General features: G+C 70.0%; 20 protein-coding genes, 2 tRNA genes and 1 pseudogene. 12 read left to right on the forward strand and 11 right to left on the reverse strand.

Annotation, left to right across the window (positions count from 1 at the left end; genetic code table 11):
* Positions 1-259: 259 nt before the first annotated feature.
* From ACTOQ2_RS29970 to ACTOQ2_RS29990, 5 genes are all read right to left on the reverse strand, one after another.
* The gene (locus ACTOQ2_RS29970) at positions 260-688 is read right to left on the reverse strand and encodes a MaoC family dehydratase (protein WP_440104203.1); all 429 of its coding nucleotides are present in this window, start codon (positions 686-688) and stop codon (positions 260-262) included.
* A gap of 1 nt (position 689) precedes the next feature.
* A complete protein-coding gene (locus ACTOQ2_RS29975; protein ID WP_440070543.1) occupies positions 690-1,136 on the reverse strand; it encodes a MaoC family dehydratase N-terminal domain-containing protein in 447 nt (148 codons plus the stop codon).
* A 319-nt stretch (positions 1,137-1,455) separates the two neighbouring features.
* Positions 1,456-1,620 (reverse strand): 50S ribosomal protein L33, encoded by a 165-nt coding sequence (gene rpmG, locus ACTOQ2_RS29980; RefSeq protein ID WP_030921771.1) that lies wholly within the window; start codon positions 1,618-1,620, stop codon positions 1,456-1,458.
* An 80-nt stretch (positions 1,621-1,700) separates the two neighbouring features.
* Positions 1,701-1,774, reverse strand: a tRNA-Met gene (locus ACTOQ2_RS29985).
* A 212-nt stretch (positions 1,775-1,986) separates the two neighbouring features.
* Positions 1,987-2,059, reverse strand: a tRNA-Thr gene (locus tag ACTOQ2_RS29990).
* A 595-nt stretch (positions 2,060-2,654) separates the two neighbouring features.
* Here ACTOQ2_RS29990 and ACTOQ2_RS29995 point away from each other — a divergent pair.
* From ACTOQ2_RS29995 to ACTOQ2_RS30015, 5 genes are all read left to right on the forward strand, one after another.
* Positions 2,655-2,966, forward strand: coding sequence for a hypothetical protein (locus ACTOQ2_RS29995; protein ID WP_440104100.1), 312 nt, complete (start codon positions 2,655-2,657; stop codon positions 2,964-2,966).
* Between the two features lie 345 nt (positions 2,967-3,311).
* Complete coding sequence (locus ACTOQ2_RS30000) at positions 3,312-3,560, forward strand: hypothetical protein (protein ID WP_440070545.1); 249 nt, start codon at positions 3,312-3,314, stop codon at positions 3,558-3,560.
* Positions 3,561-3,879: 319 nt separating this feature from the next.
* Positions 3,880-5,172, forward strand: coding sequence for a PP2C family protein-serine/threonine phosphatase (locus ACTOQ2_RS30005; protein WP_440104101.1), 1,293 nt, complete (start codon positions 3,880-3,882; stop codon positions 5,170-5,172).
* A gap of 110 nt (positions 5,173-5,282) precedes the next feature.
* Entirely contained in the window at positions 5,283-5,687 is a 405-nt protein-coding gene (locus tag ACTOQ2_RS30010; protein WP_440104103.1) for a YciI family protein, read from the forward strand.
* A 27-nt stretch (positions 5,688-5,714) separates the two neighbouring features.
* Positions 5,715-6,953, forward strand: coding sequence for an RNA polymerase sigma factor (locus ACTOQ2_RS30015; RefSeq protein ID WP_440104204.1), 1,239 nt, complete (start codon positions 5,715-5,717; stop codon positions 6,951-6,953).
* Between the two features lie 137 nt (positions 6,954-7,090).
* Here the strand turns inward: ACTOQ2_RS30015 and ACTOQ2_RS30020 are convergent, their stop codons facing one another.
* Positions 7,091-8,152, reverse strand: coding sequence for an LLM class flavin-dependent oxidoreductase (locus ACTOQ2_RS30020; RefSeq protein WP_440070548.1), 1,062 nt, complete (start codon positions 8,150-8,152; stop codon positions 7,091-7,093).
* A 209-nt stretch (positions 8,153-8,361) separates the two neighbouring features.
* On the reverse strand, positions 8,362-8,964 hold the full coding sequence (locus tag ACTOQ2_RS30025; RefSeq protein ID WP_440104105.1) for a TetR/AcrR family transcriptional regulator: 603 nt from the start codon (positions 8,962-8,964) through the stop codon (positions 8,362-8,364).
* Positions 8,965-9,025: 61 nt separating this feature from the next.
* Between ACTOQ2_RS30025 and ACTOQ2_RS30030 the strand changes: the two genes are divergently transcribed.
* Positions 9,026-10,171 carry an FAD-dependent monooxygenase gene (locus ACTOQ2_RS30030; RefSeq protein ID WP_440104107.1) on the forward strand — a complete coding sequence of 382 codons (1,146 nt, stop codon included), beginning with the start codon at positions 9,026-9,028 and terminating at the stop codon, positions 10,169-10,171.
* Between the two features lie 3 nt (positions 10,172-10,174).
* On the opposite strand, the pseudogene ACTOQ2_RS30035 reads toward ACTOQ2_RS30030, so the two are convergent.
* Positions 10,175-10,309, reverse strand: a pseudogene (locus ACTOQ2_RS30035) (IS982 family transposase); the annotation flags it as partial.
* 18 nt (positions 10,310-10,327) lie between these two features.
* Positions 10,328-10,957, reverse strand: coding sequence for a pyridoxamine 5'-phosphate oxidase family protein (locus ACTOQ2_RS30040; RefSeq protein ID WP_440104109.1), 630 nt, complete (start codon positions 10,955-10,957; stop codon positions 10,328-10,330).
* 330 nt (positions 10,958-11,287) lie between these two features.
* Here ACTOQ2_RS30040 and ACTOQ2_RS30045 point away from each other — a divergent pair, with 330 nt between their 5' ends.
* From ACTOQ2_RS30045 to ACTOQ2_RS30055, 3 genes are all read left to right on the forward strand, one after another.
* Entirely contained in the window at positions 11,288-11,662 is a 375-nt protein-coding gene (locus ACTOQ2_RS30045) for a VOC family protein (RefSeq protein WP_440104205.1), read from the forward strand.
* A 306-nt stretch (positions 11,663-11,968) separates the two neighbouring features.
* Entirely contained in the window at positions 11,969-12,433 is a 465-nt protein-coding gene (locus tag ACTOQ2_RS30050) for a hypothetical protein (RefSeq protein WP_440104111.1), read from the forward strand.
* A gap of 267 nt (positions 12,434-12,700) precedes the next feature.
* A complete protein-coding gene (locus tag ACTOQ2_RS30055) occupies positions 12,701-13,363 on the forward strand; it encodes a class I SAM-dependent methyltransferase (RefSeq protein WP_440104113.1) in 663 nt (220 codons plus the stop codon).
* A gap of 384 nt (positions 13,364-13,747) precedes the next feature.
* Here the strand turns inward: ACTOQ2_RS30055 and ACTOQ2_RS30060 are convergent, their stop codons facing one another.
* Positions 13,748-14,371 carry a TetR/AcrR family transcriptional regulator gene (locus tag ACTOQ2_RS30060; RefSeq protein WP_440104114.1) on the reverse strand — a complete coding sequence of 208 codons (624 nt, stop codon included), beginning with the start codon at positions 14,369-14,371 and terminating at the stop codon, positions 13,748-13,750.
* 83 nt (positions 14,372-14,454) lie between these two features.
* Between ACTOQ2_RS30060 and ACTOQ2_RS30065 the strand changes: the two genes are divergently transcribed.
* Positions 14,455-15,627, forward strand: a complete 1,173-nt coding sequence (locus ACTOQ2_RS30065) for a DUF418 domain-containing protein (protein WP_440104116.1) — start codon at positions 14,455-14,457, stop codon at positions 15,625-15,627.
* Between the two features lie 275 nt (positions 15,628-15,902).
* Here the strand turns inward: ACTOQ2_RS30065 and ACTOQ2_RS30070 are convergent, their stop codons facing one another.
* Positions 15,903-17,765, reverse strand: coding sequence for a serine hydrolase domain-containing protein (locus ACTOQ2_RS30070; protein WP_440104118.1), 1,863 nt, complete (start codon positions 17,763-17,765; stop codon positions 15,903-15,905).
* 168 nt (positions 17,766-17,933) lie between these two features.
* Here ACTOQ2_RS30070 and ACTOQ2_RS30075 point away from each other — a divergent pair, with 168 nt between their 5' ends.
* Together ACTOQ2_RS30075 and ACTOQ2_RS30080 are read left to right on the forward strand one after the other, a co-directional pair.
* The gene (locus ACTOQ2_RS30075) at positions 17,934-19,085 is read left to right on the forward strand and encodes a sensor histidine kinase (protein ID WP_440104120.1); all 1,152 of its coding nucleotides are present in this window, start codon (positions 17,934-17,936) and stop codon (positions 19,083-19,085) included.
* Complete coding sequence (locus tag ACTOQ2_RS30080) at positions 19,060-19,713, forward strand: response regulator transcription factor (protein WP_440070557.1); 654 nt, start codon at positions 19,060-19,062, stop codon at positions 19,711-19,713. The genes ACTOQ2_RS30075 and ACTOQ2_RS30080 overlap by 26 nt, the downstream gene beginning before the upstream one ends.
* Positions 19,714-19,819 lie beyond the last annotated feature (106 nt).

A 19,819-nucleotide genomic window follows, 5' to 3' on the forward strand; every position in this document is an offset into this window, starting at 1 on the left:
GGAGAAGATTCGGCCCCGGCCCACGAGCATGCCGCGAGCCACGGCCAGGTCGGCGAACCGCACCCTGATCCGCCGCGAGCCGTACCGGCGGAGCACCCCCCGACCCCGCCGTGGGCCGTACCGGCGGACCGGCGCGGGCCGCCCGGGTGAACCCCTCCCGACCCACCGCACCCTGAACCGGCTCCGGGCCGGGCCGGAGCCGAGCCGGAGCCGGTTGGGCACCGGCGGCGCCCGCGACAGGGCCGCTACGGCAGGGCGCCTACGCCAGCTGGACCACCGCGCGGGCCTTGGACAGGACCCGGGAGTCGTTGGACCTGGCGGTCAGGGCGATCACCACGCGCTTGTCCTCGAGCTTCTCCTCGACGATCCCGCTCACCGTGATGACGGCTCCCTGGTCGTCGTCGGGGACGACCACCATGGAGGAGAACCGCACCCCGTAGTCGACGACCGCGCCGGGGTCGCCCACCCAGTCGGTGACGAACCGGCCGCCCTGCGCCATGGTGAACATGCCGTGCGCGATGACGTCGGGAAGGCCGACGGTCTTGGCGAAGCGCTCGTTCCAGTGGATGGGGTTGAAGTCACCCGAGGCCCCGGCGTACATCACCAGGTTGGCGCGGCGGACCGCGTATTCGGCGGGCGGGATCTGCTGGCCCGTCTCGACCTCGTCGTACTTGACCGTCGCGGCCATGTCAGCCCGCCCCTCCACGCTCGACGATGGTGTTGTAGGCCGTGCACACGAACTCGCCGTCGACGGTGCTGACGTCGCTCCTGACGGTGATCAGCTCGTTGCGGCCGATGCTGCGGATGTCAGTCACGGTGGAGACGCTGACCAGCTCGTCCCCGGCGTGGATCGGCCGCCGGTACTCGAAGCGCTGCTCGCCGTGGACCACCATGGCGAGGTTCAGACCGAGCTCGGGGTCGGTCAGGATCGACCCTCCGGCCAGGCTGAACACGATGGGGAAGGTCGGCGGCGCGATCACGTCGGGGTGCCCCGCAGCCTGGGCGGCCTCCCTGTCCCGGTAGATCGGGTTGTTGTCGCCGATCGCCGTCGCGAACTCTTTGATCTTCACGCGACTGACCTCGTACGGCGAGGAGGGCGCGGACGCCCGCCCGACGAAGTCACGGTTCAGAGCCATCGTGCTCCTTTGCGGATATCGAACCGGTGGGGCCGACACCGGCGGGTCGGACGAGACATTGACAGAACAAGATTCCAGTATGTGCCCTCATGGGGGACATCGGGCGGCGAGCTACCGGAAAGCGGTTCACCGGTAGGCGAGCCACCAGGAAACCGTAGCCCGGCCCGTTCTCGCGCCGGATCTCTTCCGTGGTCAACGCTCGTGCCAGAAAACTGTACGGATACGACAAACCGGCGCCTCGTCTGAGGACGCCGGTTCTCGTGGAGTGTGTGCGTGCCGAAGCACTCATCTCCCGCCGCGGCGGAAGGCTTCGCGCAGACTAACGAGTCTCGCGGTGCGCCTGGTGCGTCTTGCAGTTCGGGCAGTACTTCTTCAGCTCAAGCCGATCCGGGTCGTTGCGCCGGTTCTTCCGCGTGATGTAGTTGCGGTGCTTGCACTCCTGGCAGGCCAGCGTGATCTTCGGCCTAACGTCGGTGGCAGCCACTTGGGAGTGCCTTTCTACGTTCTGGACAGTGGACAACCCACGACAGGACCTCTCTGGTGGGAGAAGCCCCGGATGGGTAGTAGCGGAGGCCGGACTTGAACCGGCGACACAACGATTATGAGCCGTTTGCTCTGCCTGGCTGAGCTACTCCGCCTTGAGGCCGACGAAATCGACCGACCCCGCAAGGATACCCGACCCGCAGAGTGCCTGCGTACTTGTGCAGGTCAGGGCGATCTCTTCTGGGTCGCCCCAGTATGCCCGCTCGCGCGTCAGGAACCTTGAGTATTTTCTGGCCCGCCTTTACCCGCCTTCAAGGCCAACCAAGCCGAAAGCCCTAACCAGGAGGTTAGGGCCTTTAGGCTGTCGAGCCCCTTTACGGAATCGAACCGTAGACCTTCTCCTTACCATGGAGACGCTCTGCCGACTGAGCTAAAGGGGCCTGTCCGTGTCGCTCTCGCTTGCGGACAGGTGTAACCATACACGGCTCCGCAGCGGGATGCGAAATCAATTGAGGTCCACCCGGACCACCACACGTCCCCCCTCGAAGCGCCCGCGCCGTCCCCCCGCGCCAGACCTCCGCCGGCCCCCGCGCCGCCCCTCCTCGCGCCGCCCCTCGCGCCGTCCCTCGCCCCGGGCCCCGCGACAGGCCCCGTCCGGGATGAGGAGAAGCGGCCCCCCTTCCCGGTCGCCAGGAAGTACGGGCCCGTGGCGGACGTACGCGGCGGCCGTCCGGAGCCGGATACCCGCCGAGGGGTGGCCGGCGCCCCGGGCGGCGGTCGCCCGCACCACGGGTCATCAATGAAACGATCGGCGGAGACCACGTGCCCGCCCGCCGCGACGAGCCTGGCCGCCGCTGTCCGCCACAGTCCGCCACCGGAGGCGCCCAGGTCCCCGTACGGCCGTCGATCTCCGCCTGGAGCGGTACCGAGAACACACACCACAGCAAAAGGCAGGTTATGCGCCTTTTAGCCTTTTTTGGCGGCAGCATGCCTTTTGAGGAACGCCGAGCCTTTTGCCGAACACCAAGGAGCATGATGCTGCAGGATCGTCGCAGGGACACGATCCGGGCGCTCGACGAGAGCGACCGGCCGCACCTGTACTGGCACGGAGTGGACGGCGACGGCCACGTGTGGTTGTTCGAGACCGTCCTCGACAGCGGCGGGGAGTACTGGCCCGTGAGGCACGCCGAACTGGGTTCGGACGGCCTCGCCCGCAGATACTCGTGGCGCCACATCGAGGACGAGCACGGCTTCCTGGCCGAGGGCCCGATCTACCCCGGCGACTTCGGCCTGAACGCCCTGACCTCCGAGGAGTTCGACACCCTGTGGGCCGCGCTCGACAGGTGAGGGTGCCCCCCGCACCCCCTGTCACGCGCCCCGGCCGCCCCGCCACGCGCGCCTCGCCCCGGCCGGCAGTGCCCAGGCGGCGCCCCGGCAGTGTCCCGGCAGTGTCCCGGCAGCGCCTCTGCAGCGCCTCTGCAGCGCCCCGGCCAACCCGTCCCCGAGCCACGGGACGGCCCGGTCACCGACCGTCCCGCATCGACACGTGAATGGCATTCATCATCCCTTTCCATCGATTTTCGACTGTTTTCGACCACTGGTCGGCCCCTGTTTCGGCCGCGCCATAAGATCGCTGCATCCGGATGACAAAGTGGGTTATTTCGCATATATGCATAGGGGTAAGTTGCTCGCATGAGCGGAACGCCCGGCCTGAGGATGGCAGCCTCGGACATGACCGCGCTGAGCCTGTGGACCGCCGACGCGGTGGTGCTGTTCGACTGGCTCCTGAGCGTGGATCTCGACCAGCTTCCCGTCCAGCACATGGCACAGAAACAGGCCCTGATGGCTCTTCTCCAGCAGCTTGACCGGAGCGTTCCCGGCTACACCTCCGAGGACATCGAACAGGCGCACCTGCTGCTGACCCGCGAGATGGGCCTGTGATCACGCCCGGCCCGCCACGCCGCGACGGTGAGAGCCCCCGGCGGAGCCCGATGATCCGTGCCGCGATGAGCGTCCACGGCGCGACCACGTGATCCACGGCGGGACCGTGCGTCCCGGCGGAGTCACGTGGCCCGGGACAGACCGTGTGGCTCGGGACGGGGTGGGGAGCGCTGTCTCAGGGACGCTGGCCTAGAGTTTGATCTGTAGTGGTTTGTACTGCTCTATGAGGCACAATCGTCTGCCCCGGGCTGATTCCGGTGGCTCCGGGTATGAGCGGCGTGATCGTGGATGACGTACCCGGAAGAAGGCAGTCGCGCACATGGGCGTTGAGATCCCGGCGGCGGTGTTCGAGCCCAAACGCCTGTCGGCGGTGTGGGCCACCGGCCTGCTCGACTCAGAACCCGAGCCGTCGTTCGACGACCTCGCCCGGCTGGCCGCGCGGGTGACCGGAACGCGGCGGGCGTTCGTGACCCTGGTCGACGACCGGCGGTCGTTCTGGAAGAGCGCGATCGGAATGGGCGAGCCGTCCATGTCCGAGCGGCAGAACGCGGTGGCCGACAGCCCCTGCCACATCCTGGTCGCCACGAACGAGCCGCTGCTCGTGGGCGACGCCGCCACCGACCCCCGCGTGCGCGACCTGCCGGCGGTGGAGCGGCTGGGGATCGGCGCGTGGGCCGGGTATCCCATCCACGGCCCGGACGGCGAGGTCCTGGGCGGGCTCTGCGTGGTGGACTCGGTGTCGCGCGCGTGGTCCGACGCCGACGCGCAGACGCTGGCCATCCTGGCGCGCGCCGTGTCGGGTGAGATCCGGCTCCGGGCCTCGCTGGCCGGTTCCGAGCGGCACGTGCTGGAGCTGCAGGCCGCGAACAAGGTGTCCGAGAGACTGGTCAGGACCCTTCAGGACAGCCTGCTGCCGCCGATGATGCCGACGGTTCCCGGCCTGCAGGCCGCCGCCACCTACATCCCGGCCACGGGCGAGGTGGACGTCACCGGTGACTTCTACGACCTGTTCCTGGCGAGCGGTTCGCGCTGGTGCGCGGTCCTGGGCGACGTGTGCGGGCACGGAGTGGAGGCCGCGCAGATCACCGCCCTGGCCCGGTACACGCTGCGGGCCGACGCGCCCCGCCACGTCTCGCCCAGCAGGGTGCTGGAGCAGCTGAACCGGGCTCTGCTGGCACAGCGGATCAGGGACGGGCGGTTCCTGACGGTGGTGTGCGCGATCTTCCGCCCGGACGGGGACGGTTTCACGGGAATGCTGTCCACGGCCGGGCACCCCTCCGCCCTGCTGCGACGGGCCGACGGAAGCGTGGAGTCCCTGAGAACGCCCGGCGTCGTGCTGGGCATCATGGAGGAGACGAGGCTCGGGAACATCCGTTTCGATCTGAGGCCCGGCGACACGCTGGTGCTGTACAGCGACGGCGTCACCGAGGCGCATCCGCCGAGACAGCAGGACCTGTTCGGCGACGAACGCCTGATCACCCTGCTGGCCGAGTGCCGGGATCTCGACGCCGGCGACATCGTGCGGCGGATCGGGGACGCCACGATCGCTCACAGCCGAGGACACATGACCGACGACATGGCCATCCTGGCACTTCGCGTTCCGGCTTCGTGACCGGACTCTTTTTTCGCCGGATGCCCGGCAGAATGTCGAGAACGCGGTCGCCTGCTTCTACCTGTGGGTGAGAGCCTCGACGAGGGCGCTCGAACATGAGGAGCGAAGACATGAAGTACATGATGTTGATGCAGTTCGGCGGGCAGACGCAGGACGAGGTGCCGCCGATCCACACCTGGCCCGTCGAGGACGTCCAGGCTCACATCCAGTTCATGCACGACACGAACAGGAAGCTCGTCGACGCCGGGGAGTTCGTGGACGCCCAGGGGCTGGCGGCTCCGGACCAGGCCAGGATCGTACGGGCCGGTGAGGGCGGTGCCGCCGTCGTCACGGACGGCCCGTTCCCCGAGACGAAGGAGTTCCTGGTCGGCTACTGGATCATTGACTGCGACAGCCCGGAGCGGGCGGTCGATCTCGCCGCGCACGTCTCGGCGGCGCCCGGCCCCGGCGGCAGGCCGCTGAACATGCCGATCGAGCTGCGCCAGGTGATGTCGGCCCCGTCCGAGGAGCTGTGACCGCTGGATAGCCCGGCCGCCGACGACCTGCTGCGCCAGCTGGTGCCGCAGGTCGTCGGCGTGCTCACCCGGCGCTTCGGAGACTTCGCCGCCGCCGAGGACGCGGTCCAGGAGGCATTGATCGACGCCACGGCCCAGTGGCCGGAGGAGGGCGTCCCCGCCAACCCGCGCGGGTGGCTCATCCATGTCGCGTACCGCCGGATGACCGAGCAGCTCCGCAACGAGCAGGCGCGGCGCCGCCGGGAGGAACTGGTGGCCACCCAGGCGCCCCCCGACCGGCGGACGGCGCCGCCGGCGGACGACGCGTACGAGACGGACCGGGACGACACGCTCACCACGCTGTTCCTGTGCTGCCACCCCGCGCTCACCCCGGCGTCGGCGATCGCCCTCACCCTGCGGTCCGTGGGCGGCCTGACGACGGCCGAGATCGCCAGGGCCTTCCTGGTGCCCGAGCCGACCATGGCGCAGCGGATCAGCCGGGCCAAGCAGCGCATCAAGGCGTCCGGTGTCCCGTTCCGCATGCCGGCTCCCCCGGAACGGGCGCGACGGCTCGGCTCGGTGCTGCACGTGCTCTACCTCATCTTCAACGAGGGCTACGCCAGCAGCGCCGGTCCCGACCTGCAGCGCGTGGAGCTGGCCCGCGAGGCGATCCGGCTGGCCAGGACGGCCCACGGCCTGCTCCCCGACGACTGCGAGGTGGCCGGGCTCCTCGCGCTGATGCTGCTCACCGACGCCCGGCGCCCCGCCCGTACCGACGCGAACGGCACCCCGATCCCGCTGGCGGACCAGGACAGAAGCCTGTGGGACGGCGAGGCCGTCGCCGAGGGGATCGCGCTCATCACCGGCACCCTGGCCAGGGGCACGGTCGGCCCCTACCAGCTCCAGGCGGCGATAGCCGCGGTCCACGACGAGGCGGCGACGGCCGGGGACACCGACTGGCCGCAGATCCTGGCGCTGTACGGCCTGCTGGAACGCATGTCCGACAACCCCATGGTCTCGCTCAACCGCGCCGTCGCCGCCGCCATGGCGCACGGCCCCGCGACCGGCCTCGACATGCTCGAGGCGCTCGCCTCCGACGGCCGGCTGGCGGGCCACCACCGCTTCTACACGGCCCGGGCCCACCTCCTGGAGATGGCCGGTGACCTGCGGGCGGCCGTCGACGACTACCGCGCGGCGGCGAGCCGCACGACGAGCGCTCCGGAGCACCACTACCTCACCACCCGTGCCGCCCGGCTCACCACGCCGGGCCGGCCGGAGCGAGGATGACCGCCTTCCACCACCGCCGGGTCGAAGACCTCCGCGACGCCCTCTCGCCCCTCCTCGACACGGCGGCCGCGTACGCGCGGGAGGGGCTTACCTGATCACGGTCGGCGGCCTCGTCGCCGCCTTTCTCCCCGGTCCGATCATCCGGCCGGCGCCGCGGCCGGGGTCTGGGCCAGCAGCTCCCTCACCCGCGGCACGACCTCCTCTCCGTAGAGGCGGATCGTGTTCATCAGCTTCTCGTGCGCGAGCGTCCCGGAGCTGTACTTGAGCTCGAAGCGGTCGACGCCGAGCGCACCGACGGTTTTCGCGATCTTCGTGGCCACCGTCTCGGGCGATCCGACGTAGAGCGAGCCCTCGTCGGCCTCCGACTCGAAGCGGCCGCGGGTCGTGGGGCCCCAGCCGCGCTCGCGGCCGATGCGGTCGTGCATCGCTCGATAGTGCGGCCAGAGTTCGTCGCGGGCCTGGCGGTCGGTCTCGGCGATGTGACCCGGCGAGTGCACGCCGACCGGCAACCGCTGGAACTCGAACTGGTCGAGAGCGCGGTGGTAAAGGTCGACGTACGGCGCGAAACGCTCCGGCGAACCGCCGATGATCGCGAGCATGAGCGGCATCCGGTAGCGCGCCGCGCGCACCACGGACTCGGGGCTGCCGCCGACGCCGATCCAGGTGCGCAGCCGGCCGGACTCCGTCTTCGGATACACGTGCTGGTCCTTCAGCCCGGGGCGGAGGCGGCCCTGCCAGGTGACCGGGCCCTCCTCCAGGAGGTGGGAGATCAGGTCGAGTTTCTCCTCGAACAGCTCCTCGTACTGCGCCAGGTCGAAACCGAACAGCGGGAACGACTCCGTGAACGAGCCGCGGCCGAGAATGATCTCCGCGCGGCCCTGGGACACCGCGTCCAGGGTGGCGAACCTCTCGAACACGCGCACCGGGTCGTCCGAGCTGAGCACGGTCACCGCGGTGCCGAGGCGGATGCGTTCGGTGCGGCCGGCGATCGTCGCCAGCACGATCTCCGGTGCCGAGACGGCGAAGTCGTCCCGGTGGTGCTCCCCGATCCCGATCGCGTCGATCCCCACGCTGTCGGCGAGCACGGCCTCCTCGACGACGTTACGGATCACCTGCGCGTACGACAGCCGGTTTCCGTCCGCGTCGACGGTGACGTCCCCGAACGTGTCGATCGCGAACTCCAGCGATGCGGACATCATCTCCCCCTCTTTCCAACGACTTCCCGACCGCTTCTCAACGGCGTCGGCAGTAGACGGAAACCATGGCGACGCGGTGAGAATTCCGGTCACCTCGGAGGCGCCCTTCAGGGCGCTGCCTCGGGAAAGGCCCGCTGTGCCGTACCGAAGGGATCGGTCGACGAGGTGGCGCCAGAGGGCTGCCCATGACGGGCCGTGGCCCGGAAGCCGCGCTAGGTGTGGCGGTCCTGCCGTACCGATTCAGGATTTTCCTCGTGCGGGGCACAGCCGTGCACGATGACCTGAACCATGCTCTGGACGACGTCTCTGCTGACGCTCCCCGGCGGCGCGGTGACCAGTGTGAACAGCGCACCCCCGTAGAGCGCGATCAGCGCGGGGATCTTCTCGCGTGGGATGGCGAGGCCGAGTTCGTCGTGGTGCCCGGCGGTGATCCGCACCGACGCGTCCCGCAGGCCCGCGAGCGCCGAGGCGAGCAGCGGCCGGCGCACGGCCTCCAACTGGAGTTCGAAGATCGCCACATAGCGGTTGCGCAGGGTGGTCGCCGCGGTGAGCAGCGATTCCGTCAGCAGGTCGGCCAGCGTCGCGGGCTGCCCGGTGGCCCGGTCGGTGTCGGCGTGATGCAGCTCGGCGATGCGCTCCGCGGCGGCCACCAGCAGCGCTTCCCGGCTGCGGAAGTAGTTCGAGGCCGTTCCCGGGGGAAGGCCGGCTTCCTTCTCCACCGCGCGGTGGGTCAGTCCGTGCACGCCCGACGACGCCAGTAGCTCGATGGCGGTGTCGGCCAGGGCTCGGCGACGGGCCGGATTGGTGGGCGGCATGCGGCCACGCTATACCAGTATCCGTACTAGTACGTTCGTAGTGAATCGGTGAGGAGGTCCCATGAGGATCGTGGTGGTCGGTGCCGGGCTCGGAGGAGTGGCGGCCGCAGTGGGGCTGCATCGCCTGGGCCACGAGGTGACACTCTTCGAACGGGGTGCCGAGCTCCGGGAAGCGGGCACCGGGATCGTGGTCATGCCCAACGGGCTCCGCGCGCTGGACGCGCTGGGGCTGGCCGAAGACGTTCGCGGGCACGTCATGCCCGCGGCCCGCGCGGGATTGCGGGACTGGCGCGGGCGCCCGCTGCTGGTCACCGACGCGGTCCAGGCGCGGCAGGAGGTCGGAACGCCCGCCATCATCGACCGGGCGGAACTGCACCGGGCGCTGCGCGCCCCGCTGCCCGCCGGCCTGGTGCGAACCGCGACCCCGGTCGAGCGGCTGGAGCCCGACCCCACCGGGGTGACCGTGATCAGCGACGGCACCCCCGTCGCGAGAGCGGACGCCGTGATCGCGGCCGACGGCATCGGCAGCAAGCTGCGCGAACAGCTCGTTCCCCGCCACCCCGGGCTACGGCGGACCGGCCGGATGGACCTGCGCGGCATGCTGCCCCGCCCTCCCGGCCTGGTGACAGACCTGCTCGCCAGCCAGCTGGTCGACCGCCGCAGCGGGGCGATGTTCGGCCTGTTCCCCGTCGGCGAGCACCGCCTGTACTGGTTCACCGACTCCGTCCTGCACGGCACGCCGCCCGGCGCGGACGAGGCACGCCGACAGATGCTGTCCCTGATGGCCGACTGGCACCCCCTCGTCACGGCACTGATCGAGGCCACCCCGCCCGCCGACGTCTACGTCGACCCGATCGCTCGCCTGGCCGAACCCCTGCCCTCGTTCACGGTCGGCAGGATCGCGCTCCTCGGCGACGCCGCGCACGCCATGCCACCCGACCTCGGCCAGGGCGCCGGCCAGGCCTTCGAAGACGCGGCCTCACTGACCCGCCACCTGACCGGCGCGGAGCCGGCGGACGTCGCCCAGCGGCTCCTGCGCTACGACGCCGAGCGCAGGCCCATCGCCAACCGCATGATGCGGGCGGCGTCCCGGCAGTCGCGGCTGACCTCCCAGACCGGCGTCGCCGCGTGGCTTCGCGACACGTTGCTGCGCGCCGTACCGTCCCGGCTCGCCACCCGGCAGCTCGCCGCCCTCTGGCACGCCTAGTCGGTGATCGCAGGCGATCGGCGATCGGGTGATGGGCCGACCGGCGTGGCGGTTGTGCCGAATGGCGGCGGTCAGGGCCAGGACGCGCCGGGCGATGCGGGCGCCGATGCCGGCGGCGGTGCGGGCTCCGTGGAGTTCCGGACCGGGCCCGCCCGCTCAGCCGTACATCCCCTCCGCGTAGGAGGGGCCGTAGTAGCGCTCCAGCTCCTCGATCGGGTCCTCAGGCCGCTCCAGCGCCTGGGCGATGCGCGCCCGCGAGGGCAGGGTCTGCGGGTTCCAGCTCTCCGGGCGCCACAGCTCCGAGCGGAGGAACGCCTTGGCGCAGTGGTGGAAGACCTGCTCGATCTCGACCACGATCGCGAGCCGCGGCCGGTGCCCCTTCACCACCATCCGGTCGAAGAAGGGGGCCTCGCGCACCAGGCGCGCCCTGCCGTTGACGCGCAGGGTGTCACCGCGGCCGGGGACGAAGTAGATCAGACCGACGTGCGGGTTGCGCAGGATGTTGTGGAATCCGTCCGCCCTGCGATTGCCCGGCCGTTCGGGGATCGCGATCGTCGAGTCGTCCAGGACCAGGGTGAACCCGGGCGGGTCGCCCTTGGGCGAGACGTCACAGGCGCCGTCGGTGTCCGAGGTCGCGACGAGGCAGAACGGCGAGGCGGCCAGCCAGGCCCGGTCCAGCTCGTGCAGGGTCTTCCGCTCCTTGGCGATCGCGGCCGGTTTGGGGGTGCCGAGCAGCTCCCGCAACTCGTCGGCGGAGTCGATCGATTCCCAGCCCTCGGCCGCCATGTTTCTCCTTCATGCGGAAAGCACTATGCAGAAAGCACGGAAAGTCTATTTTGATGCCGTCCACGTTGGCGAGCGCCGCACCCGGTACGGCGGGCCTCGCGCGAGACCGCCATCGCGACCTCGGGCAGGGGCCGCGGCCGGTTGCGATCATCGACCGGGACCTTGCCTCGCCCGGTAAACGGCTCCACGATGTGGCCCGGCTGTGCCGGCGGCACGCCGGATGGCGGGAAAGGAGTGACCAGGCCGAGGTGGGCCCTCATGGCGGTCGGGGGTGCCGGCTGTCGACTCGACGCGTGCATGGCCGGAGCCACGGCGGGTATCGGTGACCGCATGGCGTGCCGGATCAGCGAGTTGGTGCTCGACAGCCGTGAACCAGAGCGTCTTGCGGCGTTCTGGTGCGAGGTGCTCGGCTACGTGGTGCTCGATCGTGTCGACGGGAGCGTTGAGATCGGCCCGAAGGAGGGCTTCGGCGGCCTACAGCCGACCATCGTGTTCAACCCGACCGATACCCCCAAGGCGGGTCGGCTTCCGCTGCACATCGATGTGAATCCAACCGATCACGATCAGGCCGCCGAGCTCGACCGCCTGCTGAGCATCGGCGCCCGGCACGCCGATGTCGGGCAGACGGGCGAGGAGTCCTGGCACGTCCTGGCCGACCCGGAGGGCAACGAGTTCTGCTTGCTGCGCCGGCGCTTGAGCGGCTAGTTCCGTGATCGGGATGTCCGTCAGGCCCGTGCGACGAGTCCCGTACACCGGACAGCACCACCAAGCCGTTCAGGGGGGCTCGGGGCCGTACGACCTTGCTCCAACGACGACACGCATACGACGCGAGCAACCGTAGAGCGCCGTTGACGACCATGAACAGCCGAGCGTGCGAGAAGAGCCCCCATACCGCGTTTCCGCTGGTGTGGGGTTGTCAAGCGAACTGGATGGTCAGAAGCTTGAAGATCCTTGAGTCACGTGAAGCAAGTACGCTGACCGCGATCGCCCGCGACGGTGAAGGAGCCGCCGATGACCGCCGACCCGACGATGGCCCGGATCGGCCAGGGGGTGGAGCTGCATCACCACCGAGGTCAGCGTGAAGCCGCTCGCGACTTGTTCGCGCAGATCTGGGACGACATCGGCGGCGAGCAAGGCGACCCACTGCATGTTTGCGTCCTTGCCCATTCGATGGCCGACGTGCAGGACGACGTGCACCAGGAGCTGATGTGGGATCTGCGGGCGCTCGCCGCCGCCGATCTGGTCACCGACGAGCAGGTGGCGCAGGCAGGGGTGCCGCTTTCGGTGGCCGGCCTGTATCCGTCGTTGCACCTCAATCTGAGCGACTGCTATCGCAAGCTGGGCGACCTCGGCCGCGCCCGCGAGCACCTCCAGCAGGCGCGAGCCGGGATCGGCGCACTGGGCGACGACGAGTACGGGAAGCTCATCAAAGGTGGCCTGGAGCGGCTGGCCGAGCAGCTGGATGACGCCACCTGACCGTGTCACGACGAATTCTCCGCACCAGTTGTTGACCTTCTTCCTGGATGTTTCGAGCCGGGGTGCCCTCGGGTCGGGAGGTCCAGTGTTTCGGGCGTTTCCAGACTGTCGGCTGCCGCGCTGACATGCCTGGAGCCCCCCTGAATACCGGTGACGCAGGTACGCCCTACCTCACTTGCCTCAGGCCTCCCTGAGCCGGCGAACGGGCGGGAAGGAAGATCGTGATTCTCTCTGCTCGTCTCGAGGCCGGGAACTATCGTCGCGAGCATGGCCGAACACGATGTCCTCAGTACCACCCGCGAGGCTTACGACGCTGTTGCCCTCACCTATGCGCAGCTGTTCCGCGACACGCTGCGTGACAGTCCCCTGGACCGCGCGATCTTGGGCGCCTTCGCCGAGGTCGTACGTGCGGGTGGTGACGGTCAGGTCGCGGACCTGGGGTGTGGGCCTGGCCATGTCACCGCTCATCTTGAAGAGCTGGGGCTGGCGGCGTTCGGCGTCGATGCCTCTCCCGCGATGATCGAGCTGGCTCGACAGGCCTATCCGGGCCTGCGGTTCGACGTGGGCTCGATGACCGCGTTGAACATCGCTGACGGCGTGCTGGGCGGCGTGCTCTCACGGTGGTCCATCATCCACACTCCGCCGCGGGAAATCCCCGTCATCCTGGCGGAGTTCCATCGTGTGCTGGCACCTGGCGGACACCTTCTGGTCGGCTTCTCGGCAAGCGATGATCCGTCTCACCCGACGCAGGTCTTCGATCACACAGTCGCGCCGGCCTATCGGTGGTGGCCTGATCACCTCGCCGCGATGCTGCGCGAGTCCGGGTTGTCCGAGGTGGCCCGGATGGTTCGCGAGCCTCAGCCCACCGACCGACGGCAGTTCCAGGAGGTTCACCTGCTCGCCCGCAAAGCCTGGTCAGGGGCTGTCTGACCGAGCACATGACCGCGTCCAGCCTGCCGCACGAGGAGCCTCCAGGCGTCGACTCGTGATCAGAGCTCACCGCCCGTTCGAGCTCCGATTTGATCGAACGAGGGGACTCCGAGGAACACCCTCGACGACCCGCGCTCCTGGCGGGCATCGAACTGAGCGATCCTCCCTTCCGCCCCGGTGAGGCCGGCTCCTGGCCCTTCGACCTCGCCGGACAGAAAGAGATCGCCGGCAAGCGGATCGGTGACGCGCTGACCGCATGAGAAGCGCGCCGCACGACCAGGGTCCCGGCCACCACCGGGCCCCTTCGGCGGCGGACACGTCCGTCGACGTTCACGATCGTCCGCGCCCGTCGTCACGCGGCCGGCTACGGGATGCGGGAGATCGTCAACGCGATCCTCCACCGGGGCCGGACCGGCCGCCGGTGGGGATCCCGATCGCGGGCAGGATCGCCTGGTCGACTATCGCCGCGAGGTCCTCGTCGCCGGGCGGTGCCCCGTCGATCAGGCGCTTGGTGACGAGGGCCTCGCCGATGTCGGCCACGACCGGGGTGAGCAGCTCAGCCGGGAAGTGGCCCCGGTCGGCGTAGTGCTGCAGCACGGTGCGGGTGAACGTGCCGCCCCGGTTGGCGAAGACCCGCTCGAACAGGGCCTCGGACATCAGTGCGGCGCTTTTCGGGTCGGTGAGGATGGCCGCGACAGCGCGGCCCGCCGGGCTGAGGGCCCAGTCCACCATGAGGCGCAGGGCGCGGATGAGGTCACCGCGCAGGTCGTCGGCCCCCGCCGTCGGCTCCTCGACCGGGTGCTGGTGGTAGAGCGCGTCGAGGAGCACCTCCAGCGGGTCCGACCAGCGGCGATACAGGGTCGTGCGGGGCGTGGCCGCGCGCCGGGCGATGCCGTCCATGGTCAGCCGCCCCGCACCGACCTCCACCACCTCTTCCAACACGGCGTCCTGGATGGCCTTCAGCAGTTCTTCTCCGCGCCGGCGCGTCCGGGCGTTGTGATCGCCCATCGCTCCCCCTTGCTTAGCTGCACGGGCGTATCTTACTCTCAAACATTAGCTACATCTCTGTATCTAATTTCAAGGGGACAACCATGTCCATCGCCCCACCGGCTCCCGTTCACGGGGCCACTCCGATCACCCAGCGCGCGCTCGCGCCCGATCTCGCGCGTGGGCTGATGCTGCTGCTCATCGCGTTGGCGCACGCGCACATGTACCTGTCAGGCCACGAGGCGGGCTTCCGCGGCTACGCGCTCGACGGCGGCCCCCTGGACCAACTGGTCGCCGGGACGCAGATCCTGCTGGTGGACGGACGTGCGCTGCCCATGTTCGCCGCCCTGTTCGGCTACGGCCTGGTGCAGCTCGCCAACCGGCAGCTCGCCACCGGCAGGAGCTGGCCACAAGTGCGCACGGTGCTGCGCCGGCGGAGCCTGTGGCTGCTGGCGTTCGGGTTCTGCCACGCGCTGCTGCTGTTCTTCGGTGACATCCTCGGGGCGTACGGGCTGGTCGGGCTCGTGCTCGTCGGGTTCATCCGGCGCGAGGACAGGGTCGTGCTACGGGCCGCCATCGTAGGGCTGGTGCTGCACGTCGTGATCCTGTTCGGTTTCGGGCTGCTCACCATCTCCGCGCCCAAGGGCGACACGCCCGCCGCCATGGCGGACCCGATCGAGGCGACCGTGATGCGGCTCATCGGATGGTCCGCGATGACGCCCACATACTTCGCCGCCAGCGTGGTGCCGGCCTTCCTGTTCGGGATCTGGGCGGCGAGGCGCCGCCTGCTGGAAGACCCCATCTCGCACCGGGACCTGCTCTCCCGGGTCGCCGTCCTGGGCACCGGACCGGCCGTCGTCGGCGCAGTGCCGCTGATGCTGATCGACACCCGCGTCTGGACGCCATCCGACATGGTGGCCGTGTCGGCGTACGCACTGCACAGCGTGACCGGCATCGCCGGCGGGCTCGCGTACGCGGCCATCATCGGACTCGCCGCCGGCCGGATGCGGCGCGGCCGTTCCGGCCCGGTCGTCAGGGCTCTGGCCGCGTGCGGTCAATGGTCGCTGACCTGCTACCTCCTCCAGTCGGTGATCTTCGTAGCGGTGTTCGCACCGTACGTCGGAGGGCTCGGCACGCGTGTAGGCGACGCCGCGGCGTCCGGCATCGCCGTGGTGACCTGGCTGGCCACCGTGGTGCTCGCCGCGCTGCTGGCGCCCGGTGGGCGAAGAGGACCGGCCGAGGCCGCACTGCGGCGCCTCACCTACTCGCGCCGCTGACTCCCCGTACGTCGGGGTACAAGGCCCGACGGGTCTCGACGGTCGGCCGGCGGACATCCGGTAATGCCAAAGGCCGCTTCCAACGCCCTGGAAGCGGCCTTCGACGGGGATGGGCGGCTCGTCGGCAAGACGCTCAGGGTAGTCGTACCGCCTCGATCTCGGTCTCGGTCAGCAGCGCTTCGATTAGAACGGGCTGGTGTGGTGGCGGCTGGGTGTGAACGTCGTGGTGGCGGGGTGAAGATCATGGCGGTGGATCGTCTGTCAGCGGGCGACAATCAGCCGAACTGCCAGCCGAGCAGGTTCCAGTGCAGGCAGAACCAGACGAGGGCCAGCATTCCGGCCAGCAGGGTCACCTGGTGACCGCGGGCCAGGATGCCGATGGGCCGGTGTCTCCAGCCGATCACGGTGGTCGCGATCGCGGCGACGGTGAGGGCGAGGAACAGCGGGGGAAGAAGCAGCAGGACCCGGAGGGTCGCCGGCACGCCGTACAGGATGCTCGTGTCGCCGGTCAGCATCAGCGCGAACATGACGACGAACACCAGCCCGACGGCGCCGGCCAGGCCGGCGAGGAGGCGGCCGGCACGCCAGGCGCGAGGCGTTTGAACGGGACGTCTCCGCAGTCGCCGGAGCGCGGCGGCCGACGGCAGGCCGAGTACGGCCGTCAGGGCGGTGACGGCGAACACCAGGACGACGACGAGGTTGGCCGGAGGGGTGTCCCACCAGGGGATGAGTTCGTAGGCGGGCCCGTCGGTGGCCGCGTACGTGACGCCGGCGCCGTTCGTGACGAACGCCAGCCGCTGGGAACCGCCGTCCTGCTGATAGAGCCCTGGCGCCAGCGGACTCCACGTCATGCCCTTGAAGGCGAGTTTCCCGCCGTCCTCGACCCGCAGCCGGGAGGAGCCGGTGAGGGTGAGCACCTTCTCGATGGTCGACTCGACGGTGCGGGCCGGCTTGTAGAAGCCCGCCACGGGCGTGGCCGCCTTGCCGGGAGGGGCGGAGGGCGCGGCGCGGTCGCCGGGGAGGAAACGGTTGAAGAAGGCGGGTATGAGCTCGGTGACGGTATCGATGCCGCCCATGCCGTTGGTGGAGACGAACAGGCCGATATCGGCGTCGGGCACCAGCAGTAGCGCGCTCTGGAAGCCTTCCCAGCTGCCGTCGTGCATGATCACGCGATGCCCGTTGACGGTCTGCTCCTTGAACCCGTGGGCGTACCCGTCGATGCGGGGGTCGGCGGCGAAGGACCGCTGGTGCATGAGACGGGCGGTGGGCTCGTCGAGGATGGGCCCGTTCTCCAGATGGGCGATCATGAAGCGGGCCATGTCGTTCGCGGTGGCGCTGATCGATCCGTCGGGCGGGAGGTTGTCGAAGACGAAGGGCTTGCGCTGGTACATCCCGTCTTCGTAGTCATAGCTACGTGCCTGGCCCGCGGCCAGGCGGGCAGGGACCGGCTCGGAGGCCGTGCTGTGCCGCATGCCGAGCGGGTCCAGGATGTGGTCCTGTACGTACCGGTCGTAGGGCTGCCCGCTCACCTGCGACACGATGTATCCGGCCAGCGCCGCGCCATAGTTCGAATAGGCCGACACCTCTCCGGGCGGGCGTATCCGCGCCGGCATGTGCTCGGCGAGATACGTGCCCAGAGGCGGCACGTCGGCCTTGCGCCGCGCGCCCACGCCGATGGTGCGGTCCTCGAACCCGGCGGTGTGGTTCATCAGCTGCGCCAGCGTGATCGGCTGGGGGTACGTCGCGGGGACGCGGAATGTGGTGAGGTAGCGGTTCACGTCCGCGTGCAGGTCGAGCCTGCCCCGCTGCACCTGTTGCAGCACCGCGGTCCAGGTGAACAGTTTGGTGATCGAGGCGATCCGCACCAACGAGGTGCCGGAGTCGAACGGCGTCCCGTTCTCGCGGTCGGCCAGGCCGTACCCCTTGCTGAAGAGGGTTTTCCCGGCGCCCACCACTGAGACCACCGCGCCCGGCACGTGGTTGGCCTCCAGTCCTCTCGGCATGGCGGCGTCGAAGAAGTCCGCCAGTTGACGGGTGTCCGGAACGCGCGCCGAGGCCGCCGCCGCGGCAGGCGGCCAGACGGCCACCAGCGACAGCGCGGCGATGAGCAGCAGGCGTGGAAGGGCGACTGGCCACACGGCGTGACTCCTGACGTTGTCGGGGGTCATCAACGGTGCCGCCGGTGAGGGCGCGGCCGCATCGCCATCACGGCCATGGTCGCATCACACTAAAGTCGGAAATTTTCGGACGGACGGCATCGACGTTCGTAGGAGGTGACGCGCCGCCGCCCTGGCTACGCTGGGCCGATGGTGACGTACCGGAACGCGCTGCGGCGGGTCGTCACACTCGGCCCGCACGCGATCAGCGCGGCCTCCGTGGCGTTCTGCCTGGTCCTGGCCATTCTGGCGGTCAGGGTGCCGTGGGCGCCGCTGCCGCGCGTGGTCATCGCGGCCGCCGGGCTGGTCGCCACGGGTGCCGTGTGGTTCCGCGATCGGTGGCCGACCGCGGTCACCGCCATCGGGGCGGGTGCGTACGCGCTGTCGGGCAACCCCGGGCCGCTGCTGATCGGCCTGTTCTCCGGTGCGGGGGCGCGGCTGGGCCCGCGGTTCGCGGCGCTGGCGGCGATCGGCGTGGCGGGATTCCTGGCACAGCAGTGGGTCGGCAACGGCAGGTTCAGCACGGACGCGCTGCTCTCCGCGATGGCCGCCACCGCCGCCGTGCTGGTGGCCGGCGGGTACACCGCCACCCGCCGCGAGCTCACCAGATCACTGCGGGAACGCGCGGAGCGCGCCGAGACCGAACAGCACCTGCGCGACGAACAGGCGAAGGCCGCCGAACGCGGCCGAATCGCACGGGAGATGCACGACGTGCTCGCGCACAAGGTCACCCTCATCTCGCTGCACGCCGGCGGGCTGGAGGTCAACTCCGGCGCGGAATCGGCACGGATCGAGCGGGAGGCGGCGCTGATCCGGGTCACCGCGCAGGAGGCCCTCGAAGAGCTGCGGAAGATCGTGGGCGTATTGCGGGCCGGACATGACGACGGGTTTCCCGACCTGCGGCGATTGGTGGAGTCCTGGACGGCGGCCGGCAACGCCGTCACGCTGCACGGCGACCTCGGCACATTGCCGGTGGCGACCGCCCGGGCCGCCTATCGGCTCGTACAGGAAGGGCTGACCAACGCGCACAAGCACGCCGCCGGAGCACCCGTCACCGTCTTCGTGACCGGGAGCCCGGATGACGGCGTCACGATCACGGTCACCAACGAGCGATCGCTCCGGCCCGCCGCGCGCCCTTCCGGCGCCCGGGCCGGTCTCGTCGGCCTGGCAGAACGTTTCCGGCTGATCGGCGGAACGGTACGCAGCGCGCCCGGCGATGCGGGAGGCTGGCGTCTCGAGGGCCGGTTGCCGTGGGACGCGTCCGCGAGGGACACACATGATCAGGACGCTGCTGGTGGATGACGAATCGCTGATCCGCGCCGGGCTGCGGTTCATCCTCGAATCCGCGCCCGACGTGGAGGTCGCGGGGGAGGCCGCGGACGGGGACGAGGCGGTCGACGCCGTGCACCGCCTGGGGCCGGACGTCGTCCTGATGGACATCAGGATGCCGCGGACCGACGGCCTCGCCGCCACCGAGGCCATCCGCCGGCTCGCCCGTGCGCCCGCGGTCGTGATCCTCACCACGTTCGACAGCGACGAGCACGTCTTCACCGCCCTGGAGGCCGGGGCCTGCGGATTCCTCCTCAAGGACACCTCGCCGCACGATCTGATCCGTGCCGTACGCCTCGCACACAGCGGTGACGCGATGCTGTCCCCGCAGGTGACCCGGCGGCTGATCCACCGGGTCACCACCGACGTGCCCATCCGGCGTCGCCGTGACGCGCTCGCCCGGCTGGAAACCCTCACCGGCCGCGAGCGGGAGGTGCTCACCGAGGTGGGGCTCGGCCGCTCCAACACCGAGATCGCGGCCAGCCTGCACATGAGCGAGGCAACCGTCAAAAGCCACGTATCCCATCTGTTCGACAAGCTCGCCGTCACCAACCGGGTACAGGTGGCCATCGCCGCCTACCGCGCCGGCCTGGTGGACTGAGCATTTCTGAGCTCCCCCCGTAGCTCGGACAGCGGCGGTGTCCGAGTCGGGCCAGCGCGACAGCGCGCTCACGAAACTCAGGCGAGTGAGATACAGGCACGGGTCT

The organism is Streptosporangium sp. H16 (assembly GCF_051918855.1).
Classification (GTDB): domain Bacteria; phylum Actinomycetota; class Actinomycetes; order Streptosporangiales; family Streptosporangiaceae; genus Streptosporangium.